The organism is Nocardiopsis eucommiae (assembly GCF_965344335.1).
In the GTDB taxonomy this organism is placed as follows: Bacteria; Actinomycetota; Actinomycetes; order Streptosporangiales; family Streptosporangiaceae; genus Nocardiopsis; species Nocardiopsis eucommiae.
Map to the genome: position 1 here is coordinate 11,844 of NZ_CBDRIY010000050.1, position 26,457 is coordinate 38,300.

Here is a 26,457-nt window from a genome sequence, read left to right on the forward strand (position 1 = left end):
CTGAGGGGTCACGGAAGGTTCGGGGTGGTTCGGGGTTCCCCGGGAGGACGGCACGCGTATCGTGGCAGTGACCACCCCTCCCACACCCGCGCCCAGTGACGAAGGACACCGACGGCTTGGCAGCACAAGACGCGTTGAAGGTCGCACGACGAGAGTTCCCCCCGGCTCCCGAGACCGCGGCGGCCGCCCGAGAGTTCGTGCACGACACCCTCCTCAGCTGGGGTGTGCCCGATCCCTTCGACGACATCATCCTGCTGGTGAGCGAGCTGGTCACCAACGCCGTCATCCACGCGGACTCCGCGCTGGAGGTGACGGTGCGCCGCTCGGAGGGGTCGACCGAGGTGATGGTCACCGACTCAGCTCCCGAGCGCGCCGTCCCGCAGGCGGGGCCGCTCGCCGTGGACACCTCGCCCTCCACGGGCGACGAGCGCAGCGGGGGCCTGGGACTGGCCCTGGCGTCGGCCATCGCGTCCAGCTGGGGCGTGAGCTACGGGCGCAACGACAAGGCCGTGTGGTTCCGGATCGAGGACCGGCCGGACGACCACCCGTCGTTGGAGTCCCCTCCGGTGCGCCGTGGCCCCTCCCGCCCGGTGCGGCCGCCCGCGTGGTCCGCGCTGGACTCCGCGCTGGGCTCCCGGCTTTCCCTGCCCCAGCTGCTCGAACGCACCGTGGAGTACTCGACCACCGCGCTGAGCGGGGACGCGGCGTACGTCGCGCTGGCGACCTCCGACGAGACCATGTGGGAGGTGCGCTCCGCGGTGGGGCTCACCGGCGGCGCTCCCTGGCGTCCGCTGCGGGTGCGCTCGGAGGAGATCTTCCCGTCGGCCGCGCCCGAGCCCGGCCCCGTGATCAACGACGACATGATGATCTCCCGCACCACCCGGGGCGCCCTGGCCAGGGCCGGGATGCGTTCGCTGGTGACAGCGCCGCTGATCGTCGACGGCCGGGTGACGGGTTTGCTCGGTGTGGCCTCCACGCGGGCCCGGCACTTCGGTCCCGCGGCGGCCAAGCGGCTCCAGGAGGGCGCCGACCTGATCGCGCTGCCGGTGGAGCGGTCCCGACTGGCCGAGGTCGAGCTGAGCCGTCGCGCCTCGCTGAGCTTCCTGGCGGAGGCCAGCGACCTGCTCGCGGGCACCCTGGACGAGCGGATGACGGGTGCGCTGGCCGCGCAGCTGATCACCTCTCGGCTGGGCCGGTGGTGCGCCATCCACACCATCAACGAGCTCGGGATCTCCAGGCTCACCCACGTGGTGCACGGCGACGAGAACCTCAACGACGTCCTGCGTTCCCTGCTGACCGCGCTGCCCCCGCGCGAGCAGCGCGAACCCGGTCCGCTGTGGTCGCACAAGGACCTGGTCCAGGAGGGTCTGGACGAGCAGATGACCGGCTCGATCGCGCGCGGCCCGGCGATCAGCATCCCGTTGGTGGCCCACGGGCGCGCGCTCGGCCGGATGACCATCGGCAAGAACGACTCGGACGACTTCACCCGCGAGGAGGCCGACGTCGCGGACGACCTCAGCCGCCGGGTGGCCTCGGCCATGGAGAACGCGCGGCTGCACGAGCGGCACACGTCGATGAGCACGGCGCTCCAGCGCAGCCTGCTGCCGCCCAAGGACAAGGAGCCGGTGATCCCCGGTGTGGACCACGCGGTCTACTACCGGCCCTCGGACGAGCGCAGCGAGGTGGGCGGGGACTTCTACGACGTGTTCTCGGCGAGCGGGCGCTGGTGCTTCGCCATCGGTGACGTGTGCGGCACCGGCCCGGAGGCCGCGGCGGTCACGGGGCTGGCCCGGCACACGCTGCGCGCCCTGGCCCGGGAGGGGTTCACCCCGGCGCACATCATGCAGCGGCTGAACCTGGCGATCCTGGACGAGAACACCTCGACCCGGTTCCTGACGATGCTCTACGGGGAGATGACCCCGGCCACCGACGAGGCGGGCGGGATGCGCGTGCGCATGGTCTCGGCCGGGCACCCGCTGCCGCTGCGCCTCAACCAGAAGGGCGAGGTCGAGCCCTTCGGCACCTCGCAGCCGCTGCTGGGCGCCTTCGAGGACGTGGGTTTCAGCACCGAGAGCGTGGACATCCGCCCCGGAGAAGTGGTGCTGGCCGTGACGGACGGCGTCACCGAGCGCCGCAGCGGCTCGGACATGCTCGGTGACGAGGGTCTGATGAAGATCTTCTCCGGCGCGGCGGGCCTCACCGCGCAGGCGGTGATCAGCCGGATCGACCGTGAGCTGGAGGAGTACGCCCCGGGCGGCAACTCCGACGACACCGCGATGCTGGTCCTGCGCTTCCTGTAGCCCGTTCCCCGGCCCGGTCGCCCCCGCCCCGCCCGGAGCGGGGGTGACGTGCGTGCGGTCAGAGCCAGCCCATGTCCTGGGCGGTGCGGATGGCGGACATGCGGTTGTCGGCACCGGTCTTCCCGATGGCGTTGGACAGGTAGTTGCGGACCGTGCCCTCGGTGAGGTGCAGGGCCGCGGCGATGCGGGCGACGGTCGCGCCGTCGGCGGCGGCGCGCAGCACCTCGGCCTCGCGGTCGGTGAGCGGGCTCTCCCCGCCGACCATCGCGGCGGCGGCCAGTTCGGTGTCGATGTAGCGTCCGCCCTCGTGGACCCTGCGGATGGCCCCGGCGAGCTGTTCGACCGGGGCGTCCTTGGCGAGGAAGCCCCGGGCCCCGGAGGTCAGGGCGCGGCGCAGGTAGCCGGGGCGGCCGAAGCTGGTGAGGATGACGACCCCGCAGTCGGGGGCGCGCCGCTTGAGTTCGGCGGCGGCCTCCAGCCCGGTGGCGCCGGGCATCTCGATGTCCAGGACGGCCACGGCGGCCCCGTGTTCGAGGACGGTGTCCACCACCTGGTCGCCCCGTCCCACCTCGGCGACGACCTCCAGGTCGTCCTCCAGTCCGAGGAGCGCGGCGATCGCTCCGCGCACCAGGTGTTCGTCGTCGGCGAGCACGAGCTTGATCACGGGTGGGGCCTTCCCTGTCGTTCCGGGTCCTGGAGGCGGGGGCGGGGTATCGTTTCGGACATTGTGGTACATGAATCCCCTGCCTTCGCGGGGGAGCACACATCGGGGCACACCGCCGACCAGGGCCGGAGCCAACTCGAAACCACGCTGTATCGGGCTCTCACCCTGTTCTAACCCACGCCCCCCAAGATGAAGCAAGTCAGTACATCGTCCCGTCAGCTGGAGGATGAGTTGCACCCGAACGACCCGAGTGAAGGTCCGGAGACCGGTGCTGGAGCCGAGCACGGCGACGCCGAGCACGGTCGCACCGGGTCCGGTGCCACGGACCAGCCCGAGACCGGTGGGGCGTCCTTCGAGGGCTCCCTCCCCGAGGACGACGGCGTGACCGGTCAGGAGGCGCCGGGCGAGCCGGCCCCCGGCCCGTCCGCACCCCACTTCTCCGCGCCCGAGGGCCCCGAGCCCGGCTGGGCGACCGGCCCCAACGACACGGACCGGGCCTCCTACGTCTTCCCCGGCCCCGAGGGCCACCCGGGTACCGCTCCCGGTGCCGCACCGGAGGGCCCCCGGCCCGCCGACGGCCCCGAGCGTCCCGGCGGCGTCGGCGGTTTCGGCGCTCCGCAGGGCCCGCCCGCGGGGCACCCGGTTCCCGGGGCTCCGCCCCAGGGCCCGCCCACCGCGGCCTTCATGGCCGGAGGGCACGGCGGTCCGCAGGGGCCCGGCGGCGTCGGTGACGGGTACCCCCGAGGTCCGCAGCAGACGGGTCCGTTCGGCCCGCCGCAGTACCAGCAGTTCGGCCCGGGGCCGTTCCCCGGTCAGCCGCAGCAGGCCGAGCGCAGGCGCGGCACCAGTCGGATCGTGGTCGTGGCGGCGGCGACCGCCCTGGTCACCAGCCTCATCGTCGGACCGGCGGCTGCTCTGGGCACCGCCTACCTGATGCCCGGTGGGGCGAGCTCACCGATCAGTTCGCTCACCGGCGAGCAGGGGTCGACCGCGACCGAGGGCGCCGTCGGTGACGTCGCGGACCAGGTCCTGCCCAGCGTGGTCTCCATCCAGACCAGCGCGGGCGGCGGCAGCGGCGTGATCATCTCCTCGGACGGCCAGATCCTGACCAACGCGCACGTGGTGGAGGCGGCCGGTGAGGGCCCCCTGCTCGTGCGGTTCAACGACGGCACCTCGGCGGAGGCGGAGCTGCTCGGGGCCGACCCGGTCTCCGACATCGCCGTGCTCAAGGCCCAGGGCCGTAACGACCTGACCCCGGCCACGCTCGGGGACTCCGACCAGGTGGGCGTCGGCGGCGACGTGGTGGCGATCGGTTCGCCGCTCGGGCTGTCCGGCACCGTGACCACGGGCGTGGTGAGCGCCCTCAACCGTCCGGTGAACACCGGTGCCACCGAGAGCGGCGACAGCCAGACCGCGACGGTGATCAACGCGATCCAGACCGACGCCGCGATCAACCCCGGCAACTCCGGCGGCCCGCTGGTGAACATGTCCGGTGAGGTGATCGGCGTCAACACCGCCATCGCCGGGCTGTCCCAGGAGAGCGGTTCGGTGGGTCTGGGGTTCGCCATCCCCATCAACCAGGTCCGGCCGATCACCGAGCAGCTGATCGAGACCGGCAGCGCCAGCTACCCGGCCATCCAGGCCACCATCGCGCCCAGCCCGGTCGGCGGCGCGCAGATCATGGACCTGACCAAGGACGGGGCCGCCGAGAAGGCGGGCCTGAAGGTCGAGGACGTGGTCGTGTCCGTGAACGGTGAGGCCGTGTCCTCGCCGGACCAGCTGATCGCCCAGATCCGTGCCCTCCGGCCCGGCGACGAGGTCACCCTGGGCGTGCTGCCCGGTGGCAGCGGCTCGGAGCAGGAGGTCACGGTGACGCTGGGCGAGCAGAGCGCCGCGGCGGCCGAGGAGGAGGCCTCGGAGATCGAGGAGGACTGACGGGGGCGTCTTCCTTCCCTTTCTCCGATCCCAGGACGGGGGCGGGCTGGCCGCGGGGGCCGGCCCGCCCCCGTCCGCTGTGCGGGGGTCGTTGGTCCCGAACCGACACTCCCCGCCCGGGGATGGTGACTTGACACACAAAGGCGGACACGGAGAGTATTCATCCCTGCGCCTTGTGCTAGGTCGCCGGTCGCCTCGGCGTCACCGGAAGGACGGCGACGGTCCATACCGGTGGACCACACTCGTGGCAGCCACACCGGACCAGAGCACGGCCCAGCCGCTCGACGCCTCCAGGAGAACCGGTATGTCCACGTCCTTCGCATCGAAGTCCCCCACCGTTCCCCGGTCTCCGGAGCAGGGACGCGGGGGGCGCCGCGTCCGGGTCCTCATCGGCACCGACACCTACCCGCCGGACGTGAACGGCGCCGCCTACTTCACCGCCCGGCTCGCCCACGGCCTGGCCGGACGCGGGGCCGAGGTGCACGTCCTGGGCCCCTCCCCCACGGGCCGCCCCTACGTGGCCGAGCGGGACGGGGTGGTGGAGCACCGGCTGCGGTCCATGCCGTCGCTGGCGCACGAGAGCGTGCGCCTGGCACTGCCGCCCGGGGTGCGCGGGCACCTGAACCGGCTCCTGGACCGGTTGCGCCCCGACACCGTGCACATCCAGAACCACTTCCTGGTCGGGCGGATGCTCACCCACGCCGCGCGTGCCCACGGAATCCCGGTGGTGGCCACCAACCACTTCATGCCCGAGAACCTCTTCGACCCCATGCGCGTACCGGAGTCCCTGCGCCCGTACGCGGCCCGGCTGGCCTGGTGGGACCTGGGTCGCGTCCTGTCCGGGGTCGAGCACGTGACCACGCCGACCCCGGCCGCCGCCGAGCTCCTGACGGACCAGGGGTTCGCCCGCCCGGTGGAGCCGGTCTCCTGCGGCATCGACCTGGTGCGTTTCCAGCCGCTGCCCGGCAGGGCCCGTGCCGTCGAGCGGAGGCGTCTGCGGGAGGGGTTCGGAATCCCCGATCTCACGACGATGCTGTTCGTGGGCCGCCTGGACGAGGAGAAGAACGCCGACGAGCTGGTCAGGGCCGTCCGTCTCCTTCCCGGGGTCCAGCTGGTGCTGGCCGGACACGGCGCGCACCGGGCGCGGCTGGAGGAGCTCGCCCGCGCGGAGGGGGTCACCGACCGGGTGCTCTTCCTCGGGTTCGTCTCCCACGAGGACCTGCCCGACGTGTACCGGTGCGCGGACGTGTTCACCATCGCGGGAACGGCCGAGCTCCAGAGCATCGCCACCCTGGAGGCCATGGCCAGCGGTCTGCCCGTGGTGGCGGCCGACGCCATGGCCCTGCCCCACCTGGTGGAGGAGGGCCGCAACGGCTACCTGTACCGGCCCGGCCACCCCGACGAGCTGGCGGAGCGGCTGCGCCTGGTGGTGGAGGACGAGGCGGCGCGAGCACGGATGGGCGAGCACAGTCGGCTGATGGCGTCCCGGCACAGTCTGGAGGACTCGCTGGAACGCTTCGAGCGGATCTACCGGGACGCGACGGTCGGCACCCGCCTCTGGTGAGGGCCGGGTCCGAAACGTCGGTACCTCCTGGTTCGCTCTCCGGGAACGGAACTCGACCAGAGGAGCGCCCATGGGCACCTGGGGCAGCGGGAACCTCGACAACGACACGGCCGCCGACCACCTGTCCGGCGTCGTCGACCGGCTCGTCGGGGAGGTCGCCGCGGTGATGGCCGGCGACCCGGTCGAGTGGGAGGCGGACGAGTACTGGGGCGACGCCGTACCGTGCCACCTGGAGCTGCTGTACGTCCTCGCGCGTGAGGGCTACTCGGGTGGGCGGCTGCCCGCACCCGAGGTGGTCCTCGGGTGGCGGCGGGACTACATGGCGGCCTGGGAGCGGAGCATCGACGGCCTCGAACCCTCTCCCCTGTTCAGGGAGGAGCGCCGGGCCGTCCTGCTCCGCACCTTCGACCAGCTGGCCGAGCTGTCGGGCGCCCCGGGCTCCCCCTCAGGGGCCGGTCAGGGCGGGCTCCCCGGACCCGGTCGACCGGGCGGCTGACCGGGCTGACCGGGCGACGATCCCGGCGACGGCCCGAGCGGTCCGGCGGGCGGCTGCCCCTGGGGACCCGACTGAGACCCCGGCGGAGTGACCGGTGGCCCCTGCGGCACGGGCGGCGGACCGTCCTGCGGCGGCTGGTGGAGCGGCAGCTGGAGGCCGATCACCATGCCACCGCCCTCACGGTTGCGGGCGAACACCCGGCCGCCGTGGGTCTGCGCGATCTCCCGCACCATGGCCAGGCCCAGACCCGAGCCGGGCAGGCCGCGCGCGACCGTGGCCCGGAAGAAGCGCTCGAAGAGGTGCCCGATCTCGGCCGGGTCCACCCCCGGGCCCCGGTCCAGGACCTCCACCACTCCCCCGCGGACCCGGATGACGATCGGCGCGTTCCCGTCGGGGTCGAACTTGGCGGAGTTCTCCACCGGGTTGGCCAGAGCGCGCTCCAGCGACCCCGGACGGCCCCACACCACGCTGTCGTCGGCGTCCACCAGGATCTCCCGGCCGGTGCGCCGTCGGCTGCGCGCCGCCACCCGCTCCGCGATCCCGGCGAGCGCCACCGCGCTCGGCGTCTCGTCCTCGTGGTTGCCGGTCGCCAGCCCGACCAGCTCGTTGACCAGGCCGGTGAGCTCCCGGGTCTCCCCCTGAAGGTCGTCGATCAGCCGCTGCCTGCCCTCCGGGCTCAGCCGGTCCACCCGGCCCAGCACCTGGACGTTGGTGTGCAGGCTGGTGAGCGGGGTCCTCAGTTCGTGCGCGGCGTCCTGCACGAGACGGCGCTGTTCGTCCTTGGACCGGGCCAGGCGGGCCAGCATCGCGTTGAACGCGCTGCTCAGCCGCCCCACCTCGTCGTTGCCCGGCTCCTCCGGGGCACCGACCGCGCCGACCGCGTCGGCTCGTTCCCCGGTGCCGTTACGGTTCGGGGTGACGGGGTCCAGGCGACCGGTGGAGCTCACGTACTCGGCCGCGTCGGTCAGCCGGACCAGGCGGCCGGTGATGCGGTGGCCGACCAGCCAGCCCACCGAGGCCGCGCACAGGGCGACCAGCAGCCCCACCCACAGGATCTGGACGGCCAGCCGTCCGATCATCTGCTCCACCGGCGACAGCCGTTGCAGGAGCTGGATCGCCCCGTGTCCCTCTCCCAGGGACACGGTGCCCACCCGGTACTCCTGGCCCTGGACCAGGGTCTCGCGGGTGTCCACCACCCCGGCGTCGTCGGCCCGCGCCACCTCCAGGTCCTCGCCGGTGGGACTGAAGGAGGAGAGTTCGTGCCGGTTGGCGAGCAGCTGCGCCCAGGTGCCGTCCGGGGTGAGGATCTGGGCGTCCAGGCTGCCGGGCGCCAGGAAGGTGAAGGTGCTGCCGTCCGGGGCGTCCTGGTTGTTCCTCGCGGAGATCTCCAGCTGCCGGGACAGGTTCTGCACGGCCTCGTTGAACTCGCTCTCGGCGTCAGCCCGGATGAGCGCGGCGGCGGTGCTGTAGGCCAGGGTGCCGACCAAAGCGATGGTGACCGCCGCGACCAGGGCGAACAGCACGGCGAACCGGGTGCCGAGGCGCCACTCGCCGGGGTGCAGGACGACGCTGCCGCGCGAGGCGCCGTTGGCGGCGGGAGCTCCGGTGGGGTCCGTCGTGGGTGCGTTCACGGGCCTCACCCCTGGGGACGCAGCGTGTACCCGACGCCCCGGACCGTCTGGATCAGCGGCGGACCGCCGTCCTCCAGCTTGCGGCGCAGGTAGCTGATGTAGACCGCGAGGTTCTTGGACTCGGGGCCGAAGTCGTAGCCCCAGATGCGGTCGTAGATGGTGGCGTGGTCCAGCACGATCCCGGCGTTGCGCATGAGGAGTTCGAGCAGGTCGAACTCGGTCTTGGACAGCTCGATCTCCCGCTCGCCCCGCCAGACCCGGCGGGCCCGGCCGTCCAGGCGCAGCTCGCCCACCCGCAGCGGTGCGTCCCCGTCGACCTCCTCCGGCACCGGCGCGGCCCGGCGCAGCAGGGCGCGCAGCCGGGCCAGGAGCTCGTCCAGCTCGAAGGGCTTGGCGAGGTAGTCGTCGGCACCGGCGTCCAGCCCCGCCACCCGCTCCGGGGTCTCCACCCTGGCGGTGAGCATGAGGATCGGGGTGCGGTCGTGTTCCGCGCGCAGCACACGGGCCACGCCGAGCCCGTCGACCCCGGGCATCATCACGTCGAGGACGAGCAGGTCCACGGGGTCCGCGTGTACGGCGGCCAGGGCCTGGACGCCGTCCGCCGCCGTCCGCACCGTGTACCCCTCCAGTTGGAGGGCGCGTTCCAGGGAGTCCCTGATGGCCCGGTCATCGTCGGCGATCAGGACGGTGGCGGTGCTTTCCATGGCCCCATGCTCTCCCACGTTGGTGAGAGGGCGGTAAGAGGCGGGCCGGAGGGAGACGAGACCGGTGGCTCAGGCGCCGGGGTCGAAGGTCCGGGTGCGGCCGAGCCCGGCGGCACGGCCCTTGCCCGCCACCACCAGCGCCATCTTGCGCGAGGCCTCGTCGAGCATCTCCTCACCGAGCATCACGGCGCCGCGCCGGTCCACGGTGGTGGCGTGCTCGTAGGCGTCCAGGATCAGCTCGGCGTGGTCGTAGTCCTCCTGGGAGGGGGCGTAGGCCTCGTTGACCGCCTCCACCTGGAGCGGGTGCAGGACCCACTTCCCGTCGAACCCGAGGGCGGCGGTGCGTCCGGCCGCCCTGCGGAGGGCGTCGACGTCACGGATCTGGAGGTAGGGGCCGTCGATGGCCTGGAGCCCGTGGGCGCGCGCCGCCACGAGGATGCGCATGAGCACGTGGTGATAGGCGTCGCCGGTGTCGTATCCGGGCGGCTGCTCCCCCACGACCAGGCTCTTCATGTTGACGGAGGCCATGAAGTCGGCGGGTCCGTAGACCAGCGTCTCCAGGCGGGGTGAGGCGGCGGCGATCCGGTCCACCTCGACCAGGCCCCGGGCGTCCTCGATCTGCGCCTCGATGCCGATCCGGCCGACCGGGAGGCGGCAGGCGCGCTCGATCTGGGTGAGCAGGGTGTCCAGCCACTGGACGTCCCGGGCCTCGGTGACCTTGGGCAGGACGAGGGTGTCGACGTGGGCGCCGGCCCCCTCGACCACGGCGATGACGTCGCGGTAGGCCCACTCGGTGGTGACGTCGTTGACGCGTACCGACCGGACCCGCCCCTCCCAGCCGCCGTCGTTGAGCGCGCGGACCACGGTGGCGCGGGCGTCCTCCTTCTCCAGCGGCGCCACGGCGTCCTCCAGGTCGAGGAAGAAGGCGTCCGTGCGCAGTCCCCGGGCCTTCTCCACGAACCGGGGGTTGGACCCCGGGACCGCGAGTACCGACCGTCGTGACCTGAGTTCGCCCATCGTCGCCCGCTCCCCTGCCCTGTGTTCCGCTGCTGTTGGCCGCACGGGTCATCATCGCACCGTGCCCGGGCGCCGCACGAGGCGCGCCCCCGTCGCTGCGTAGAGTGTGAGCTGGGACGGGGGGCCGCTCCTTCGTCCGGGGACACGCAGGGGAACACGGGAGTACACATGTCCGCGACGCTTCGCCCGACCAGCGCCCACTGGGGCAGCTACCAGGTCGAGGTCCACGACGACCGGGTGGTCGGCGCGCGCGCCAACCCGGGTGACCCGGAGGCGGCGCCCGTCATCGGCAACACGCCCGTGGCCCAGCACCACCGCACCCGGGTGGCCCGCCCTGCGGTGCGCCGCCGGTGGCTGGAGCACGGCCCCGGCCCGGACCCGCGCAGGGGCGACCCCGAGGACGCCTACGTGGAGGTGGAGTGGTCCACCGTGCTGGACCTGCTCGCCGGTGAGCTGGACCGGGTGCGCACGGAGCACGGCAACGAGGCGATCTACGGGGGTTCCTACGGCTGGGGCAGCGCGGGCCGCGTCCACCACGCGCAGAGCCAGCTGCACCGGTTCCTGAACACCGTCGGCGGGTACACGCGGTCGGTGAACACCTACAGCCACGCCGCCCTGGAGGTGCTGTTCCCGCACCTGATCGGTACGCGGGCGGCCAACCGCCTGTTCAGCCGGGTACCGTCCTGGGAACGCATCCGGGAGCACACCGAACTGCTGGTGAGCTTCGGGGGCCTGCGGGTCTCCAACACGTGGACGACCTCGGGCGGTCGGGCGGCCCAGACCGCCGGTGGCGCGATGCGCGCGGCCTCGGACGCCGGGGTGGAGTTCGTGTCGGTGTCCCCGTTGCGCGACGACACCGACGCCGGGGTGAAGTCGGCGTGGGTCTCGCTCCGGCCGGGGACGGACACCGCCGTGATGCTGGCCCTCATGCACGTGCTGTTCCGTGAGGGCCTGGCCGACACCGCCTTCCTGGACCGGTACACGGTGGGTGCCGACCGTGTGCGCGCCTACGTCCTGGGCGAGCGGGACGAGCACGGCGACCCGGGCGGGGTGGAACGCTCCCCGGAGTGGGCCGAGCGGGTGAGCGGGGTACCCGCCGCCGACCTGCGTGCCCTGGCCCGGCGGATGGCGGAGAAGCGCACCCTGGTCAACGTGGGCTGGTCGGTCCAGCGGGCACGGTACGGCGAGCAGCCGCTCTGGGCGGGGTTCGCGCTGGCCTGCGTCCTGGGCCAGGTGGGGCTGCCGGGCGCGGGTTTCGCGTCCGGGTACGGCTCCATGGGCAACTACGGGGGCGGGGCCACCCCGCTGGGGCTGCCGCGCATGCCGCAGGGGAACAACGCCGTCCGCTCGTCCATCCCCGTCGCGCTGGTCTCCGACATGCTGCTGCGCCCCGGGCAGGCCTACGACTTCAACGGGGAGAGCCGCGTCTTCCCGGACATCAGACTCGTGTACTGGGCGGGCGGCAACCCCTTCCACCACCACCAGGACCTGGCCCGGCTGACCACGGCCTTCGGGCGCCCGGACACCGTGGTGGTGCACGAGACGCACTGGACCGCCACCGCCCGGCACGCCGACATCGTGATCCCCTCGACCACCGCGCTGGAGCGGAACGACCTGGCGGCCAGCCAGGGTGACCTGGCGCTGCGCGCGATGCCGCGCGTGGTCCCGCCGCACGGGCGGGCGCGCGACGAGTACGACACCTACGCCGACCTGGCCGAGCGCCTGGGTGTACGGGAGGAGTTCACCGAGGGGCGGAGCAGCGGCGAGTGGGCGCGGGTGGTCTACGAGCGGTGGCGGGCACTGCTGGCCCGCCGCGACCTGGAGGTTCCCGGCTTCGACGAGTTCTGGGAACGGGGCCGGATCGACATGCCCGCCCGTGTCGAGGACGAGACGCACCTGGGCGAGTTCCGCGAGGACCCGGAGGGCAACGCGCTGCGGACGCCGAGCGGCCGGATCGAACTGTACTCGGAGACCATCGCGTCCTTCGGCTACGAGGACTGCCCCGGGCTCCCGGTCTGGCTGCCGGGTCCCGCGGTGACCGGGCCGGGCGGCGCGGACGACGGGCCGGGCGGGCGGCACCGCGCCGTCGGCGGTGACGACCGACCGCTGGTGCTGGTCGCCAACCAGCCCGCCACCCGTCTGCACAGCCAGCAGGACATGGGCGGGTACAGCGTCTCCCGGAAGGTCCACGGCCGCGACCCGCTCCGTATGCACCCCGACGACGCCGAGCGGGCCGGGGTCCGCGACGGCGACGTGGTGCGGGTGACCGGCGCGCGCGGGTCGTGCCTGGCCGGGCTCGTGGTGAGCGACGCCCTGCGACCCGGGGTGGTCCAGCTCTCGACCGGCGCCTGGTACGACCCCTCGGGCGCCGACGTCACCTGCGTGCACGGCAACCCGAACGCCCTCACCGAGGACGTGGGGACCTCGGCCCTGTCCCAGGGCTGCACCGGCCAGCTGGTGCGGGTGCGGGTGGAGCCGTACGGGGGCACCCCGCCGAGGGTCCGCGCCTTCGACCCCCCGGTCGGTGTGGAGCCGATCGAGGGCTGACGGGGGCGCCCCGAGACGAGGACGGGCCGGTCCGGGCGGACCGGGATCCGTTCCCGCCCGGCCGGGTCAGCGGCGGATCAGGCGGTTCACCCTGGCGGGCAGGATGAATCCGACCAACCCCAGGAACGCGTACCCGACCTGGCCGGGGGCGAGCATGCCCAGGATGGCGCCGGTGTTGGCGGTGGGGGCGCGCAGGAACTCGCCCATGCGCGGGTGGGCGCGCGGCACGGCGTTGCCCACGGTGAGCAGGCTGAGCACGGCCAGGCCGGTGAGGGAGGTCCACACCAGGGTGGCGGTGTCCGCCGCCGTGAGCCAGCCGAGGAACAGCTCCACAGCCCGCACCGCGTAACCGGGGGTCCCCTCCGGCGCCGCTCCCGACACGGCCCCGGGCCCGAGGGCCAACAGCGCGGCCGCGCCCACCACGATGCCCGTGGTTCCGGCCAGGCCGATGCGGTGAGCCAGGTCCTGGGCGTTCTCGGACAGCTCCTCCTGGGAGGGGTGGCGGCGCCAGCTCCGGCCCCGTGAACGGGCCTCACCCATGGCGTTGGCCCGGCGCCAGCGGAGGAACCGCAGGGCGTCGGCCAGGGCCCCCGGGCCCTGTTTGGCGGCCATGGTGGCGGTGGCGAGCTCGTGCGCGATGGTGGTGACCGCGGTGGCGAGGGTGACCGGCAGGTCCACCCAGGACAGCGCGATCCGCCGGAAGAGCGGCGCGATGTCGGCCGGGACGCGCACCCGCAGCGCCACCGACCTTCCGTGCGCCCGGCGGCGCAGCCCCGGCAGCGGGGTGCGACCGGGCAGCGGGGGCGTGGTCTCGGCCGCCGTGGCGATCACCCGGTAGTCCATGGCCACCGCGAACAGCAGGGCGACCAGCAGCAGCCACGGGGTGAGCGCGCCACCGCCGAACAGCGTGTGCACGAAGGTGGAGAAGCCGTCGAGGCGGGCCCCGGCGGCCCGGGCGTTGACGTCCAGGTGATCCAGGAACACCAACGAGGTGGCCAGGACCGGAAGCAGCCACAGCCAGCCCCCGTACCGGCGCCCGACGATCGCCAGGCCGAGGGTGGCGCCGATCAGGCCGGTGGCGACGGCGTGCCCGGCGTACGGTTCGGGCGCGGCCCCGCTCACCAGGCCGGTGGCGGGGTCCATCAGGGGCGCGGAGATCCCCACGAACAACCGTTCGGCCAGCTGGAACCCGGCGCCGGACGCGGCGGCGAGCAGCAGGAAGTCCACGGCGGACAGGCGGCGCACGCGGCGGCGGGCCAGCACCACCAGGAGCAGCAGCGGGACGAGTTTGCCCGCCTCCTCCACGGTGACCGCCACGTAGGTCTGGCTGAGCACGTCGTCGACGTCCCACCCGAGAGCCCCGCTGACCAGGGCCGAAAGCAGGGCCAACGGCCAGACCAGGAGGGCGCCGAGCGCGGTCGTGCGCAGGAGCGTGGCGAAGGAGACGGTCCGGGAGCGCGCGAGCACCGCCAGCTGGAACAGCAGGAGGTAGGTGAGGAAGAGGGCGGGCGGGGCCGCGCCCAGGGCGGGGACCGCGAGCGGGGCGACCAGCAGGACGCCGAGCATGAGCCAGCCCCAGGTGCCGCGCAGGGCCCGCAGGGAGCGGACGGTCCCCGGTCTGCGTTCGCGGGCGCGTTCGGCCGCCCGGGCGAGCCGTTCGGCCAGGTCGGGTCCGGGGACGCGGGTGGCGCGCGCGTGGCGGGCGCCGGGTTCGACGCAGTTGTGTTGCTGGGCCGCGCGGAGCAGGTCGGGCCGGTTGGCGGCCAGGGCCCTGGTCGCGAAGTCGGCGCGCACCCGGGGGATGTCCGGGCCGACGATCTCGCGGACGAAGTCCACCGGGCCCGAGGCGACGGTGAGTTCGCTGGCGGAGACCAGGACGGCGGCGGAGAAGTCCTCGACGCACACGAGGAAGTCGGTGGGGGTGGGCCCCCATCCCCGGATGAGGTCGATGAGGGTGTCGGTGTCGAGGGGGACCTCGGTCACCGGGTCGTAGGAGTACTCCGCGCGGGTGCGGCAGACCAGGAGCCGGTCGACGCCCAGGGCCCGTCCGGCCTCGACGACGCCCCGGATGAGGTTGCGGTCGCGCGGCACCACGAAGGGGGTGGTGACCTTGCCCCTGGCCTGGATCCACTGCTGGGAGAACTCGGTGGGACCGGCACAGACGCGCAGCACGAGGTCGCGCGCGAGCATCGCCTGTTCTTCCATGGACTTCCTCGTGCCGGGGGGCTGGGTGCGTGGGCCGGGCGTGTCCCGTGGGAGGCGCGGCCCCGCATGAGCATAACGGCGAGGGGGTCTCGTGGAACATGTGAGTTCGCGGCGATTGTTCGGTTGACGTACGTGTTCAGGCGAAAGGGTGGCTCATGACTGGTGCGTCCGGTTTCGGCCGTTCTCCGGGACGCCCGGTAGCGCTCTTGGAGGGGCGCGGACCGGCGCCGAAGGCGTCGCCGCACAGCTGCGCGAAGTGGCGCAGCACCGGCAGGGACAGCGCCCAGCCGGTCATCGCCCAGCCCAGGTGCAGGTGTTCCATGGCCCGTGCCAGGGCCGCGACACCGCTCCACCGGACCCCCTCGGCGTTCTCGTAGGTGAGTCGGTACAGCACCTCGGGGTGTTCGGCCGCGGGACGCAGGGTCAGGGCGGTCGGCCCGCGCGCGGCCAGCCAGGCGCCCACGCCACGGCAGGGGTCGCAGTCGGCCGCGACGTACAGGGTGCCCCCGGACCTCCCCGGCCACGGTCGCCAGCGCGGCAGCCACGCGCGCACGCCCGCCCGGTACGCGTCCCAGCTCTCACCGAAGGAGGCGCGCAACTGTGCGCCCTCGTGCCAGGAGGCGAACCCGGCGCCGTAGGCCAGGGCGACGGGGACCCCCACCAGCAGCGGCGGGTGGAGCAGGCCCAGAACCAGGTAGAGGAGGGTGACGGTGAGCTGCATCGGATTGCGCACGTACGCGTAGGGTCCGCTGGTCACCAACCGTGCGGGCGGGTCGTGGGGCAACGGGGTCCCGCCGCCCACCGTCGCGAACTCCCGCGCCGCCGCCAGGCCGGGCAGGCAGACCAGGGCGAGCAGCTGCGCGCCCGCGGTCAGCGCCTCCGGGGAGGCGGACCACCGCCAGGTGAACCCGGTCGGGACCGTGGCCAGCACGTACACCGGCAGCAGCACCATCAGGCCGAGGGCGAGCACCGCCTGCGCCCACATCCGGGCGTGGACCAGCTGACCGCGCCGGGTCCAGTAGGCGAGCAGCAGCGCGGGGATCAGGCAGAGGGTGGCGCCCAGGAACTCACCGAGCAGCCAGAGCGGGCCCAGCACCACCACCGGTTCGGCCAGCGGCATGAGGAGGAGGTCGAGCCAGACCAGCACGGCCGTGACCAGCGGGACCGGCAGGAACCGGAGCATCAGGGCGGGCAGCGCGCCCCACAGCAGCACCCAGGCCAGCAGCAGGTCCACCGGTACGCCCTGCCACACCGCGCCCCGCGCGTGGAAGGACCACCAGCCCTCCCACTGAGCGATCAGGTTCAGCGGCAGCAGGGTGAGCAGGGCCCAGCCGGAGGCGACGATCATCGCCGCGACCTCCCGCCGCCGGGGCGCCCGCCACAGGCAGAGCGCCGCGACGGCGAGCACCGGCAGGAGGAGGCCCACGCCCCGGACGACCAGGGCGGGGAGTTCGGGCGTCACCGGGCGTCACCGCCCGAGAGCGCCTGGGCCTCCCGCTGGAAGGTCCCCGCGAGGTAGCCGGCGGCCAGGTCCGTGACGTGGGACTGCACGGGACCGAAGTACCACGAGGGGTCGTAGGTGCGGGTGTACTCGATCTCCCAGGTCAGCCGGGTGCCGTCGGGTTCGCCCCGCCAGGTGGCCACCGCGCGTTCCATCCGCATCCAGTTGGCGAAGGCGGTGTCCTCGGTGACCGCGAAGACCACCCGACCGCCGTCGGCGCGGACCTCGCTCTCCACGACCTCCAGCCCCAGGTGGCGCGGGGTGGGCTCGGCGCCGGGGGCCAGGGTCCGGCGCGGGGTGAAGTGGACGACCCGGGTGTCGCCCTCCTCCAGCCCCGAGCCGACCGCCTCGACCGGTTCCGGGAAGGGGACGGCGCTCAGCAGGAGGGCGTCCGGGGCGGCGTAGGCGGGTGGGGCCGCGAGGGCGGCGGCCACGTCGGCGGGGTCGGCGCCGACCAGCACCGATCCCGTTCCGGCGTCCTCTCTTGGGAGCAGGGAGAACCCGGCGACCCCCTCCAGGGCCAGGGCGAACAGGAGCGGGACGGCCAGCAGCGCGTTGGAGTGGCGCCTGTCGGTCCGCCGGAGCGCGCCGACCACCCAGGCGACCAGGGCGACCACGCCGTAGATCAGCGGAGCGGAGATGACCAGGCAGACCATGCCCTCCCCGAGCATCGGTCCGGCCATGAGCAGACAGACCGTGGTGACGGCCATGGCGACGGCGCCGGCGCCGCGCACCCGGACGCAGAGGACCACGAGCAGGGCCAGCATGGCGGGCAGCCCGACGTAGAACAGGGCGGTCTGGTCCAGGCCGCCGAACCGGGTCACCCGGACGGCGAGCAGGGCGACGAAGACCGCGAGGACGATCCCGGCGAGGATCCACCGGGCCGCCGTGGGCCTGGAGACTCCCTCGCCGTCCTCGGGAACGCCCCGGACGGGTTCCGAGTGGTGTTCGGCCGCGTACCGATCATCCGTCTCCCGGTCGGAGGGGCGGTCCGGTTCCTGGGGCGGCTGGGTCACGGTGGGCCTCCTCGGCCGTCGCTCTGGGTTGACGACCTGATTAAAGCACACGGTTTAATCACTCGATTAAACCGTATGATGAAACCCGACCCGAGGGAGGACCATGTCCAGGACCGGCGGCGGAAGCCGCAAGAACAGCGCCGAGACCAGGGAGCGCCTGATCACGGCGGCCAGCGAGGTGCTGCGCGAGGAGGGGTACGCCGGAGCCTCCGCCCGGGCCGTCGCCACCCGCGCGGAGGCCAACTCGGCGCTGGTCTTCTACCACTTCGGCGGGGTCGACCAGCTGCTGCTCGCCGCGCTCGACCGCTCCAGCGCCGAACGCATGACCCTCTACCGGGAGCTCGCCGGGCAGGCACGCACCCTGGAGGAGCTGGTGGAGGTGGCCACCCGCGTCTACCGGACCGACCTGGAGCGCGGCTACATCGCGGAGTTCTCCGAACTGGTCGCGGCGGCGGTCACCAAGCCGGAGCTGCGCGCGGAGATCAACCAGCGCTCCCAACCGTGGATCGACTTCATCGCCGGCGAGTGGGATCGTGTGCTCGGGGAGTCACCCCTGGGCCGGCTGCTGCCCGCGCAGGAGGTCGCCTACGCGGCGATCACCTTCTACCTGGGCGTGAACCTGTTCTCGGTACTCGACGAGGACCGCAGCCGCACCGAGGGCGTGTTCGACCTGGCCGGGACGCTCGCACCGCGCGCCAAGCTGCTCACGCTGCGCCTGCCCCGCCGGGGGACCCCCGAGTAGGCAACCCGAGAAGGAGAGCACCGTGAACGTGGAGATCGCTGAGGGAATCGCCTTCCCCGACACCGCCGACGGCGAGCGCTGGGTCGCCGGGGCCGTGGTCGTCGACGCGCGGGGCCACGCCTTCGCCCAGCGCAGGTCGGGCACCCGCAAGGTGTTCCCGCACTGCTGGGACATCGTCGGGGGACACGTGGAGGACGGCGAGACCATGCTCCAGGCGCTGGCCCGCGAGATTCGCGAGGAGACCGGTTGGACCCTGTCCGCCGTGGTCGCGGAGCTGTACCGGCTGGACTGGGACCCGGGTGACGGGGTGACCCGACGCGAGGTCGACTACCTGGTCCGGGTGGACGGCGACCTGTCCGCCCCCGCTTTGGAGGCCGACAAGCACACCGAGTACATGTGGGTCGACGACTCCACACTGCACCTGCTGCGCGACTCCCGCGACCCCGGCGACTACTTCATCACCGACATCGTCAGGCTCGGCCTGGAGGCCGCCCGGTCGTGACCTCCGCGACCGCGAGGGGCAGCGCGTCCAGCAGGTCCGAGGCGCTGATCGGGGCACCCTCCCGGGCCAGGACCGCCGCCCGCCCGTGCAGGTAGGCGCCGCACATCGCGGCGTCCTGCCCGGACAGACCCGAGGCCAGCAGCGCCCCGGCCACCCCTGACAGCACGTCGCCCGAGCCGGCGGTGGCCAGCAGCGGGGTGCCCGTGGGGTTGACCACCGTCCGCTCCCCCGGGTGGGCGATCACCGTCGTGGACCCCTTGAGCAGGACCGTCGACCGGTACAGCTTCGCGGCCCGGGTGGCCTGCTCCAACCGGTGCGCCTCGATCTCCGCGCGGTCGGTGTCCGGCAGCAGTCGGGCCAGTTCCCCCGCGTGCGGGGTGAGCAGGGTCGGCGCGCCCCGCCGGTGCACCAGCTCGGTGAGGGCGACGCTGCTCGACACCAGGTTGAGGGCGTCCGCGTCGAGCAGCGCCGGGACGTCGCTCTCCAGGAGGGCGCGCAGCTCGTCCGCGTTGGCGGGGTGGGTGCCGCGGCCGGGCCCGACCACCACAGCCGAGACGCGTCCCGGACCGAGGTCGGTGCTGCTCCTCGGGTCCAGGTGCAGCCCCACGACCTCAGGCCAGCGGGCGATCACCTGGGAGAGGACGTCCTCGCCGCCCCCGTAGCGGACCATGCCCACCCCGGTGCGCAGCGCGCCGCCGACACACAGGACGGCGGCACCCCGGTACTGGTCGGACCCGGCCCGGACGGCGAGCACGCCCCGGCGGTACTTGTCGTCCTCGGCGGAGGGAACGGGCAGGAGTCGGGCGATGTCCACAGCCTGTGGACGGACGAGGTCGGCCTCGGGCAGCTCCGGGTCCAGCCCGATGTCCACGAGGCTGACCCGCCCGGCCCGCACCGCTCCCGGGTCGACGAACAGCCCCGGCTTGTACGTGCCGAAGGTGACCGTGGCGTCCGCGCGCACCGCCTCCCCGGGGACCTCCCCGGTGTCGGCGTCCACCCCGCTCGGCAGGTCCACCGCGACGACGGCGGCGGGCGCGTCCGACGCCAGGACGGCGAGCGAGGCGTAGGGTTCGCGCAGTCCGCCGCTGCCACCGATCCCGACCAGGCCGTCGACGAGGAGGTCGGCGTCCAGGACCGCCGCCCGCGCCTCGGCGGTGATCAGCGCGCGGGGCGCACCACCCTCCCCGTGAGTCCCGAAATTCATTTGGGCCCCAGGCGCCCCGGAGGCCGCGGCCGGGCCGTTGTCGATCATCCGACCGCCCGCCGCCCGCAGCGCGGCCAGACCCTCGGGATGGACCCGTCTGCCCGCCAGAACCGCACGCACGCACGCGCCCCGCGCCGCCAGGCTGGCCCCCGCGAAGAGGGCGTCACCGCCGTTGTCGCCGCCGCCGACCAGCAGCGTCACGCGGGAGCCGTGGACGCGGGGCAGCATGCGGGCGCAGTGGATGGCCAGGCCCATGGCGGCCCGGCGCATCAGAGCGCCTTCGGGGAGTCGGGCCATGAGCGCCTGTTCGGCCTCCCGGACGACGCTGACGACGTGGGCGGAGCGCATGGTTCACACCTTTCGAGGGGCGGTGCCTCCATCGTGGCGCACGCCCCGGAACGCGCCCGCACCGCCACGCACACGGGCCACACCAATCCCCTCGGCACCACCGGTCCGGCCGACACGGCCGCCTCGGCACGCCCACGCCGCTGAGGCACGCGCGCGGCCGCACGCGAGACGCCCACCGTGCCCGGACACACCGGCTCGGACCGGAGGGCGTGCGAGCCGCGCCCTTGGGCGTCGGGCGAGGCGACGAGCTCGGATGGGGACGCGCCCGGACCGGATCGGACACGTGTGGTGCTCACTGGACTACTTTTTGATGTGACCGCAGGTGGCAGGGCAGGGCCACCCGATGTCCCACGGAGGGGCCCACCATGACACCCGGCTACCGTCGCTTCGCCAAGTCCACCGGCCAACCGCTGAAGCCTCGGGAGTGGCACCGGATCGAGTTCGACCTGCGCGACGGTCGGCCTCCGACCGATCCGGCGGAACTGGCGGGGGCCGCCGAGCCCGGTGGTGCCCTGTACGACCTCGCGGTGGGAGTGACGCTCACCAACATCACCCCGGGCCGGGAGGTCCAGCTGCGCGCGGTCGAGTTCGCGCCGGACGGCTCCCTCCACCGGGAGCTGCCGGTGGAGGTCACCACCCACGCGGTCGGGCACGGGGGGTTCACCTACACGTGGAAGGACCGCCTGGAACCGGGCCACCGCGTCGAGGTCTGGGCGGCGCAGTCCGGGGAGTCCGACGCGCACCTGGTCTCCGCCGAGGCCGTGGTGTTCCTCTGGCCCCTCTAGTCACTTGAGACACAAAAGGGACGCACGACCCAGAAATCACTTTCTACACATATAGCCCGTTGTCACGGAATCGACACGTAGAGAAGTCCTCGCAGGGGACAATGGGCCCATGCCTCGACCAAGCAAATATGTGTCCAGGTCCGATCTGGGCTGGGGGTCCTCCCCCGCAGAGCAGGCCAACCCCCGCTCCGGTCTCGTCATCCACTACGACAGCAGCGACCAGAACCTCGCGAACAAGAACCACTCCTCCTGCGTCACCTACTGGCGCAACACCCGCAGCTTCCACACCGGCCCCTCCCGGGGCTGGGCGGACATCGGGTACAGCTGGATGGCCTGTCCCCACGGGTACGTGCTCGAAGGGCGCGGACTGTACCGGACCCAGGCCGCGCAGCCGGGCGGGAACTCCTCCCACTACTCCTGCACCCTGGCCACCGGCCCCTCCGACCCGATCACCCCCGACCAGATCAACGCGGTCCGACAGCTGCGGCAGTGGCTCATGGAGCCGGACACCTCCATCTCCGGCAAGGTGCTCGGCCACCGCGACTTCATCTCCACGTCCTGCCCAGGCGACAAGGCCTACGCGCTGGTCAAGGACGGCACCTTCGCCAAGGCTCCCGGAAACACTGAAGGAGACGACGACATGCCCTCTCACCGCAGGTTCGAGAAGGACAAGGCCCAGAAGCTGGAGCCCGGCAGCTGGGCGAGCCTGGCCTTCGACAAGCGGCACGACGGCGAGACCGGGGAGTTCTACGCCCTCGTCGGGGTCGAGGAGACCAAGGGCGCCTACTACGACATCTCCGTCGGGGTGACCCTGGAGGGGCTCGACTCCGGCGCCGAGGCGCAGATCCGCCTCACCGAGTACGAGCCGAACGGGGACGGCGGCTGGAAGGTGGCGCGCAACCGGCCGATCGACAGCCCCGTGCACGTGGGTGGCCGCGCTCACTTCACCTACTCGTGGAAGGGCAACCTGGGTGAGGGACGCCGGGTGCGCGTGCGGGTGGCGCAGTACGGCAAGGTCGAGGCCCAGGTCACGTCCGCGACCGCCGACGTCTTCTACTGGAAGCGCTGAACCGGTGGACCCGGCCCCGGGACGGGGCCGGGTACGCGGTGGTGTCCGCCAACGACTACGATGCGTCGTAGTTTGTTGGGTCCGCTGACATGGGCGGACGTGCGGAGCGGAGGCGGCGTGGTCGACTGGCTGACCATGACCATTCAGATGGTGTCGTTGGCGATGGCCGTGTGGTGTCTCGTCTCCACCTTCCGCGACCAGCCGATGCTCGTCCCCCACCTGGTGGGCATGGGCGTGCTGTGGCTGCTGGTCCTCGGACAGGTCGGCGCGGTCACCGTGGCGATGGTCGGCGGCGAACGCCCGGGGGAGACGGTCATGCTCGTCTCCTACCTCGCGACCGTCGCGCTGCTGCCGCCCGCCTGCGCCGTGTGGGGGTTCATGGAGCGCAGCAAGTGGGGTCCGGCCGTGATCGCCTTCGCCTGCCTGATCCTCCCCGTCCTCCTGGTCCGCGTCGAGCAGATCTGGAGCCCCGTTGTCTGAGGTATCCGCCGACCGCACCCTGCGCACCGGCCCCGGCCGACTGCTGGTCGCGGTGTACGCCGTCTTCGCGCTCGCGGCGACCGCGCGCGGCTCCTACCAGCTGGCCACCCGGTTCGACGAGGCCCCGCTGGCGTACGGACTCTCCGTACTCGCCGGGCTGATCTACCTGGTCGCGGCGGTGGGCCTGGCCCGTGCCGGACGCACCTCGCGCGTGGTCGCGCTGGTGTCGGTGTCCGTGGAGATGATCGGGGTCCTCGTGGTGGGCGCACTCAGTGTGCTGGCCGCCGGGGCGTTCCCGGACGACACGGTGTGGTCCCACTTCGGCAGCGGCTACCTGTTCATCCCGCTGGTGCTGCCGGCCCTGGGGCTCTGGTGGATCCTGCACGTCCACCGCATGGACCGGGACGCGGCGCGCCCCTAGGCGCACATGACGGATGTCGTCCCTCCTGGTCGTCGGCCTCCGACGCCCCCTCTCCCCAAACCCGCCCGATCTGTGGCGAAGCCGACCCGCCCGTCCAGGCATGGACCGGCACCCTCGGGGCATGGGTGATGCCTATGGAGGCACACACCGGAACGCGCACCCCCAGTCGGACGCCCCTCACCCCTGCGGCGGTGGGCGGCCCCGTCGTCCTCGCCGTCGGCCTGGTCCTGACCCTCTCGGCCTGGGACGACGCCGTCCCCGACCCCGCCCGGCACCAGATCTTCCTCTCCCTGTGGTTCCTGGGCGCCGCCCTCCTGGCGGCCCGGCTGTTCCTCGACGGCCTGCCCTCCGCCCCGTACCTGCCCCGGAGCGCGGTGACGTTCGCGATCGGACTGGTGGGCTCGGCCTCCGTGGCCACCATGCCGTGGTCGGACCTCGGCTCGGTCTTCTGGTACCAGCTGTGGTTCTCCGTCCCGCTCCTGACCGGGTTGGCGTACGCGGCCTTCCGCCCCTCCTCGGGCCCCTCCGCCCCCGGCACCTGACCGCAACCGTGCGTCGGGGCGCGGCGACTCTCCGACAGGTGCCCCCACTAGGCTGTCGCCATGTCCGATCAGACGCTGTCCCTGCCGGTGGCCGTTTCCGCCGCCTGGCTCCGTGACCACCGCGACGAGGTGGTCCTCGTCGACTCCCGCTGGTACCTCGACGGCCGCTCCGGCCGCGAGGCCCACCTGAACGGCCACATCCCCGGGGCCGTACACGCCGACGTGGACACCGACCTCGCCGCGCCCTCCAGCGACGAGGGCGGCCGCCACCCGCTTCCGGCCGCCGCCGACTTCGCCCGCACCCTGGGCCGTCTCGGGATCGGTGACCGCTCCTCCGTGGTCGTCTACGACGACGCGAACGGTTCCGTGGCCGCACGCCTGGTGTGGATGCTGCGGGTCCTGGGCACCCCCGCCGCCTTCCTCGACGGCGGTCTCCCCACCTGGACCGGCGACCTGGAGAAGGGTGAGGTGAGCGCCGCCCCCGCCCACCGGACCGCCCTTCCCTGGCCCGCGGACCGCATCGTCGACACCGACGCCCTCCAGAAGGAGCTGGCCGACCCCGACCAGCTGCTCCTGGACGCCCGTGTGCACGGCCGCTTCACCGGTGAGGCCCCCGCCCCGGTGGACGCCCGCGCCGGTCACATCCCCGGCGCCCGCAGTGCCGAGTGGCCCGCCAACCTGGCCCCGGACGGCCTCCTCGCCGCACCCGAGGTCCTGCGTGAACGCTTCGCGGCCCTCGGCGCGGACTCCGCCCGCACCGTCACGGCCTACTGCGGTTCCGGGGTGACGGCCTGCCACGACCTCCTGGCCCTGGAGCACGCGGGGTTCGGCGGGACCCGCCTCTACCCGGGCTCGTGGAGCCGTTGGGGAGGGGACGACGCCCTCCCCCTGGAGACCGGGGACCCCCGCCCCTGACGACGGACCGAGACCCGACCCGCCACGGGGCCCGCGCGACACGCGCGGGCCCCGTGGCGTTCCCGGCACGCTGCGTACCGGTCCCCGAGACAGACCGTAAACCACCTAGGCTGGAGGGAGTAACGGTCCGAAAAATCCGGAACGTGCTGGTCCTGCGCACTGCTGACACCCGAGACGAGTTCCCCCCAGCGCCCTCTTTCCCTGACCCGATCCGGCCAGGAGCGGAACCACACCTCCCGCACCGGCGTCACATCGCACGGGACCGCCCGGCCCCGGGAGAACCCCCAAGACGTGCTTCACCGCGAATCGAGGAACACTGGTGATCGAACTCCTCCTGCTACTGATTCTCATCGCCGGGATCGTGATCGCGGTCCTGATATACAAGCAGCGCTCCCAGGCCCAGAAGAAGGACACTCCGCCCCCGCCTCCCCAGGACCCCTTCGCCGCCTCCGCCACGACCGACACCGCCGGTGACCCGCGCAACATCAAGGCGGGGGACATGATCGACTGGGGCAACGAGCGGACCTGGATCCGTGGCACCCTCCGTCTGTCCGAGGGCGGTTACGTCTGGTCCGAGCACTTCCTGGAGGTCGAGGGCGGCAAGCGCTGGCTCTCGGTCGAGGAGGACCCGGACGTCGAGCTGGCCCTGTGGACCGGCCGCCCGGACCTGACCATGGTCCCCCAGGGCAAGTCCATCGAGCTGGAGGGCGTCACCTACAAGCTGGAGGAGAAGGGCTCCGGCTCCTACCGCTCCGAGGGCACCACCGGCCTCAAGGCCGAGGGTGGCATGGACTACGCCGACTACGAGTCCGAGGACGGCCAGCTGCTCGCCTTCGAGCGGTTCGACCACGGCAGCTGGGAAGTCAGCACCGGAACCAAGGTCGCCCCCGGTACCTTCACGATCTTCCCCGGGAGCTGACACCCACATGCGCGCGAGCATCAGCGCCCCCTTCGTCGACACCAAGGCCGACGACCTGGTCTGGACCCTGAGCCACCCGTTGGTCGCACCCCTCGCCACCCGCGCCGTCACGGTGTCGGGCAGAGAGGTCGAGCTACGGGTGCTCGGCGCCTCGCACCAGGTGGTCCTGCGCCCCGGTCCCGACGGCGGTGAGCTGGTGGAGACGGTCGCCTGTCTGCCGGGTTCCTCCGGCGGACTACCCGGCAACGCCGAGCACCCCCTGCCTGGGGTGGGCGACTACCGCTTCGACTCGGTCGTCGAGTCGTTGTCTCGCGCGGAACTCGCCCGCCGGGTGGCGGGGGTCCACGACGTGACCTCCGACTCGCCCGGCGGGCTCCTCGTCGCCTTCCCCGGTGATCCACTCGCGATCACCGCGCTGCACCTGACCTCCGGCAGCGGGGCGTCCCTGCGCTGGCGCACCTGGCACGCCTACCCGCAGAGCGACGAACTGGTGACGACGACCACGACCCTGACCCCCTAAGAGGAGGCCGACATGGCCACGACCACGACCAGGGGAGCCCGTGCTCCCAGACACAAGCTCGCCGCGATCGGCGGGGCGACCGCCCTGCTGATCCTCCTCTCGGCCTGTTCCAGCGGCGGCAACAACGCCGACTGCGACCCGAAGGACGACCCCAGCGCGAGCACGACGAGCTCCACCAGCTCGACCACCACCGGGACCACGAACACGGCGTCCGGCCCCACTCCCAGCCCGTCCCCGACCGACGACTGCTCCAACGGCCGCAGCGGCGGTGGCGGTGGTTTCTTCTTCTTCGGCGGCTTCGGCGGCGGAGGCAACAACAACTCCAACAACAGCGGCGGCAGCGGAAGCGACAACCGCGGCGGAGGCTCCGGCTTCGGCAAGTAGTCCGCGCGTGCGGGGGGGTGGGGTGGGGTCTCCCCCCAACCCCCCC

General features: G+C 73.1%; 24 protein-coding genes. 16 read left to right on the plus strand and 8 right to left on the minus strand.

Going from position 1 to position 26,457, the window contains the following annotated elements:
- Positions 1 to 134 precede the first annotated feature (134 nt).
- A complete protein-coding gene (locus ACRWK8_RS23975; RefSeq protein ID WP_431872945.1) occupies positions 135 to 2,300 on the plus strand; it encodes a SpoIIE family protein phosphatase in 2,166 nt (721 codons plus the stop codon).
- A 58-nt stretch (positions 2,301 to 2,358) separates the two neighbouring features.
- Here ACRWK8_RS23975 and ACRWK8_RS23980 read toward each other — a convergent pair whose 3' ends face one another.
- Complete coding sequence (locus ACRWK8_RS23980) at positions 2,359 to 2,964, minus strand: response regulator transcription factor (RefSeq protein WP_378738393.1); 606 nt, start codon at positions 2,962 to 2,964, stop codon at positions 2,359 to 2,361.
- 231 nt (positions 2,965 to 3,195) lie between these two features.
- Between ACRWK8_RS23980 and ACRWK8_RS23985 the strand changes: the two genes are divergently transcribed.
- From ACRWK8_RS23985 to ACRWK8_RS23995, 3 genes are all read left to right on the plus strand, one after another.
- Complete coding sequence (locus ACRWK8_RS23985) at positions 3,196 to 4,899, plus strand: S1C family serine protease (RefSeq protein WP_431872934.1); 1,704 nt, start codon at positions 3,196 to 3,198, stop codon at positions 4,897 to 4,899.
- A 304-nt stretch (positions 4,900 to 5,203) separates the two neighbouring features.
- Positions 5,204 to 6,463, plus strand: a complete 1,260-nt coding sequence (locus ACRWK8_RS23990; protein ID WP_431872946.1) for a glycosyltransferase — start codon at positions 5,204 to 5,206, stop codon at positions 6,461 to 6,463.
- 70 nt (positions 6,464 to 6,533) lie between these two features.
- Complete coding sequence (locus ACRWK8_RS23995; protein WP_431872935.1) at positions 6,534 to 6,959, plus strand: DUF4259 domain-containing protein; 426 nt, start codon at positions 6,534 to 6,536, stop codon at positions 6,957 to 6,959.
- Here the strand turns inward: ACRWK8_RS23995 and ACRWK8_RS24000 are convergent.
- From ACRWK8_RS24000 to ACRWK8_RS24010, 3 genes are all read right to left on the minus strand, one after another.
- On the minus strand, positions 6,920 to 8,521 hold the full coding sequence (locus tag ACRWK8_RS24000; protein WP_431872947.1) for a sensor histidine kinase: 1,602 nt from the start codon (positions 8,519 to 8,521) through the stop codon (positions 6,920 to 6,922). The two genes, ACRWK8_RS23995 and ACRWK8_RS24000, sit on opposite strands and share 40 nt — an antisense overlap.
- A 74-nt stretch (positions 8,522 to 8,595) precedes the next feature.
- Positions 8,596 to 9,294, minus strand: a complete 699-nt coding sequence (locus tag ACRWK8_RS24005; protein ID WP_431872936.1) for a response regulator transcription factor — start codon at positions 9,292 to 9,294, stop codon at positions 8,596 to 8,598.
- A 69-nt stretch (positions 9,295 to 9,363) separates the two neighbouring features.
- Complete coding sequence (locus tag ACRWK8_RS24010; protein WP_378738402.1) at positions 9,364 to 10,311, minus strand: HpcH/HpaI aldolase/citrate lyase family protein; 948 nt, start codon at positions 10,309 to 10,311, stop codon at positions 9,364 to 9,366.
- Positions 10,312 to 10,479: 168 nt separating this feature from the next.
- On the opposite strand from ACRWK8_RS24010, the gene ACRWK8_RS24015 reads away from it, so the two are divergent.
- Positions 10,480 to 12,858, plus strand: coding sequence for a molybdopterin-dependent oxidoreductase (locus ACRWK8_RS24015; RefSeq protein WP_378738405.1), 2,379 nt, complete (start codon positions 10,480 to 10,482; stop codon positions 12,856 to 12,858).
- Between the two features lie 66 nt (positions 12,859 to 12,924).
- Here the strand turns inward: ACRWK8_RS24015 and ACRWK8_RS24020 are convergent, their stop codons facing one another.
- The 3 genes from ACRWK8_RS24020 to ACRWK8_RS24030 all read right to left on the minus strand — a co-directional run bounded on the left by ACRWK8_RS24020 (position 12,925) and on the right by ACRWK8_RS24030 (position 17,439).
- The gene (locus tag ACRWK8_RS24020) at positions 12,925 to 15,063 is read right to left on the minus strand and encodes a PrsW family glutamic-type intramembrane protease (RefSeq protein ID WP_378738407.1); all 2,139 of its coding nucleotides are present in this window, start codon (positions 15,061 to 15,063) and stop codon (positions 12,925 to 12,927) included.
- A gap of 136 nt (positions 15,064 to 15,199) precedes the next feature.
- The gene (locus tag ACRWK8_RS24025; RefSeq protein ID WP_431872937.1) at positions 15,200 to 16,525 is read right to left on the minus strand and encodes a methyltransferase family protein; all 1,326 of its coding nucleotides are present in this window, start codon (positions 16,523 to 16,525) and stop codon (positions 15,200 to 15,202) included.
- The gene (locus tag ACRWK8_RS24030; RefSeq protein WP_431872948.1) at positions 16,522 to 17,439 is read right to left on the minus strand and encodes a hypothetical protein; all 918 of its coding nucleotides are present in this window, start codon (positions 17,437 to 17,439) and stop codon (positions 16,522 to 16,524) included. Before ACRWK8_RS24030 ends, ACRWK8_RS24025 begins: the two co-directional genes overlap by 4 nt.
- A 244-nt stretch (positions 17,440 to 17,683) precedes the next feature.
- Here ACRWK8_RS24030 and ACRWK8_RS24035 point away from each other — a divergent pair, with 244 nt between their 5' ends.
- Both ACRWK8_RS24035 and ACRWK8_RS24040 read left to right on the plus strand, forming a co-directional pair.
- Complete coding sequence (locus ACRWK8_RS24035) at positions 17,684 to 18,322, plus strand: TetR/AcrR family transcriptional regulator (RefSeq protein ID WP_431872938.1); 639 nt, start codon at positions 17,684 to 17,686, stop codon at positions 18,320 to 18,322.
- 22 nt (positions 18,323 to 18,344) lie between these two features.
- Complete coding sequence (locus tag ACRWK8_RS24040; RefSeq protein ID WP_378738415.1) at positions 18,345 to 18,824, plus strand: NUDIX hydrolase; 480 nt, start codon at positions 18,345 to 18,347, stop codon at positions 18,822 to 18,824.
- Here ACRWK8_RS24040 and ACRWK8_RS24045 read toward each other — a convergent pair.
- Complete coding sequence (locus ACRWK8_RS24045; protein ID WP_431872939.1) at positions 18,793 to 20,376, minus strand: NAD(P)H-hydrate dehydratase; 1,584 nt, start codon at positions 20,374 to 20,376, stop codon at positions 18,793 to 18,795. The genes ACRWK8_RS24040 and ACRWK8_RS24045 overlap by 32 nt on opposite strands.
- A 365-nt stretch (positions 20,377 to 20,741) precedes the next feature.
- On the opposite strand from ACRWK8_RS24045, the gene ACRWK8_RS24050 reads away from it, so the two are divergent.
- The 9 genes from ACRWK8_RS24050 to ACRWK8_RS24090 all read left to right on the plus strand — a co-directional run bounded on the left by ACRWK8_RS24050 (position 20,742) and on the right by ACRWK8_RS24090 (position 26,411).
- A complete protein-coding gene (locus ACRWK8_RS24050) occupies positions 20,742 to 21,161 on the plus strand; it encodes a hypothetical protein (RefSeq protein ID WP_431872940.1) in 420 nt (139 codons plus the stop codon).
- 109 nt (positions 21,162 to 21,270) lie between these two features.
- Positions 21,271 to 22,230, plus strand: coding sequence for a peptidoglycan recognition protein family protein (locus ACRWK8_RS24055; protein ID WP_431872941.1), 960 nt, complete (start codon positions 21,271 to 21,273; stop codon positions 22,228 to 22,230).
- Positions 22,231 to 22,347: 117 nt separating this feature from the next.
- On the plus strand, positions 22,348 to 22,710 hold the full coding sequence (locus ACRWK8_RS24060) for a cyclin family protein (RefSeq protein ID WP_378738422.1): 363 nt from the start codon (positions 22,348 to 22,350) through the stop codon (positions 22,708 to 22,710).
- Entirely contained in the window at positions 22,703 to 23,131 is a 429-nt protein-coding gene (locus ACRWK8_RS24065) for a hypothetical protein (protein WP_378738424.1), read from the plus strand. Before ACRWK8_RS24060 ends, ACRWK8_RS24065 begins: the two co-directional genes overlap by 8 nt.
- Before the next feature lie 134 nt (positions 23,132 to 23,265).
- Positions 23,266 to 23,673, plus strand: a complete 408-nt coding sequence (locus ACRWK8_RS24070) for a hypothetical protein (RefSeq protein ID WP_431872942.1) — start codon at positions 23,266 to 23,268, stop codon at positions 23,671 to 23,673.
- Between the two features lie 60 nt (positions 23,674 to 23,733).
- Entirely contained in the window at positions 23,734 to 24,588 is an 855-nt protein-coding gene (locus ACRWK8_RS24075) for a sulfurtransferase (protein ID WP_378738428.1), read from the plus strand.
- Between the two features lie 319 nt (positions 24,589 to 24,907).
- Positions 24,908 to 25,507, plus strand: coding sequence for a DUF4178 domain-containing protein (locus tag ACRWK8_RS24080; protein WP_431872943.1), 600 nt, complete (start codon positions 24,908 to 24,910; stop codon positions 25,505 to 25,507).
- Positions 25,508 to 25,514: 7 nt separating this feature from the next.
- Complete coding sequence (locus ACRWK8_RS24085) at positions 25,515 to 26,027, plus strand: DUF2617 family protein (RefSeq protein ID WP_431872944.1); 513 nt, start codon at positions 25,515 to 25,517, stop codon at positions 26,025 to 26,027.
- Positions 26,028 to 26,039: 12 nt separating this feature from the next.
- Positions 26,040 to 26,411 (plus strand): hypothetical protein, encoded by a 372-nt coding sequence (locus tag ACRWK8_RS24090; protein ID WP_378738434.1) that lies wholly within the window; start codon positions 26,040 to 26,042, stop codon positions 26,409 to 26,411.
- Positions 26,412 to 26,457 lie beyond the last annotated feature (46 nt).

What these genes read in the sequence shown, in the direction of transcription:
- ACRWK8_RS23990 (WP_431872946.1), top strand. Translation starts at nt 5,204, where the DNA reads ATGTCCACGTCCTTCGCATCGAAGTCCCCCACCGTTCCCCGGTCTCCG.
- ACRWK8_RS23995 (WP_431872935.1), top strand. Translation starts at nt 6,534, where the DNA reads ATGGGCACCTGGGGCAGCGGGAACCTCGACAACGACACGGCCGCCGAC.
- ACRWK8_RS24005 (WP_431872936.1), bottom strand. Translation starts at nt 9,294, where the DNA reads ATGGAAAGCACCGCCACCGTCCTGATCGCCGACGATGACCGGGCCATC.
- ACRWK8_RS24010 (WP_378738402.1), bottom strand. Translation starts at nt 10,311, where the DNA reads ATGGGCGAACTCAGGTCACGACGGTCGGTACTCGCGGTCCCGGGGTCC.
- ACRWK8_RS24015 (WP_378738405.1), top strand. Translation starts at nt 10,480, where the DNA reads ATGTCCGCGACGCTTCGCCCGACCAGCGCCCACTGGGGCAGCTACCAG.
- ACRWK8_RS24020 (WP_378738407.1), bottom strand. Translation starts at nt 15,063, where the DNA reads ATGGAAGAACAGGCGATGCTCGCGCGCGACCTCGTGCTGCGCGTCTGT.
- ACRWK8_RS24035 (WP_431872938.1), top strand. Translation starts at nt 17,684, where the DNA reads ATGTCCAGGACCGGCGGCGGAAGCCGCAAGAACAGCGCCGAGACCAGG.
- ACRWK8_RS24045 (WP_431872939.1), bottom strand. Translation starts at nt 20,376, where the DNA reads ATGCGCTCCGCCCACGTCGTCAGCGTCGTCCGGGAGGCCGAACAGGCG.
- ACRWK8_RS24050 (WP_431872940.1), top strand. Translation starts at nt 20,742, where the DNA reads ATGACACCCGGCTACCGTCGCTTCGCCAAGTCCACCGGCCAACCGCTG.
- ACRWK8_RS24055 (WP_431872941.1), top strand. Translation starts at nt 21,271, where the DNA reads ATGCCTCGACCAAGCAAATATGTGTCCAGGTCCGATCTGGGCTGGGGG.
- ACRWK8_RS24070 (WP_431872942.1), top strand. Translation starts at nt 23,266, where the DNA reads ATGGAGGCACACACCGGAACGCGCACCCCCAGTCGGACGCCCCTCACC.
- ACRWK8_RS24075 (WP_378738428.1), top strand. Translation starts at nt 23,734, where the DNA reads ATGTCCGATCAGACGCTGTCCCTGCCGGTGGCCGTTTCCGCCGCCTGG.
- ACRWK8_RS24085 (WP_431872944.1), top strand. Translation starts at nt 25,515, where the DNA reads ATGCGCGCGAGCATCAGCGCCCCCTTCGTCGACACCAAGGCCGACGAC.
- ACRWK8_RS24090 (WP_378738434.1), top strand. Translation starts at nt 26,040, where the DNA reads ATGGCCACGACCACGACCAGGGGAGCCCGTGCTCCCAGACACAAGCTC.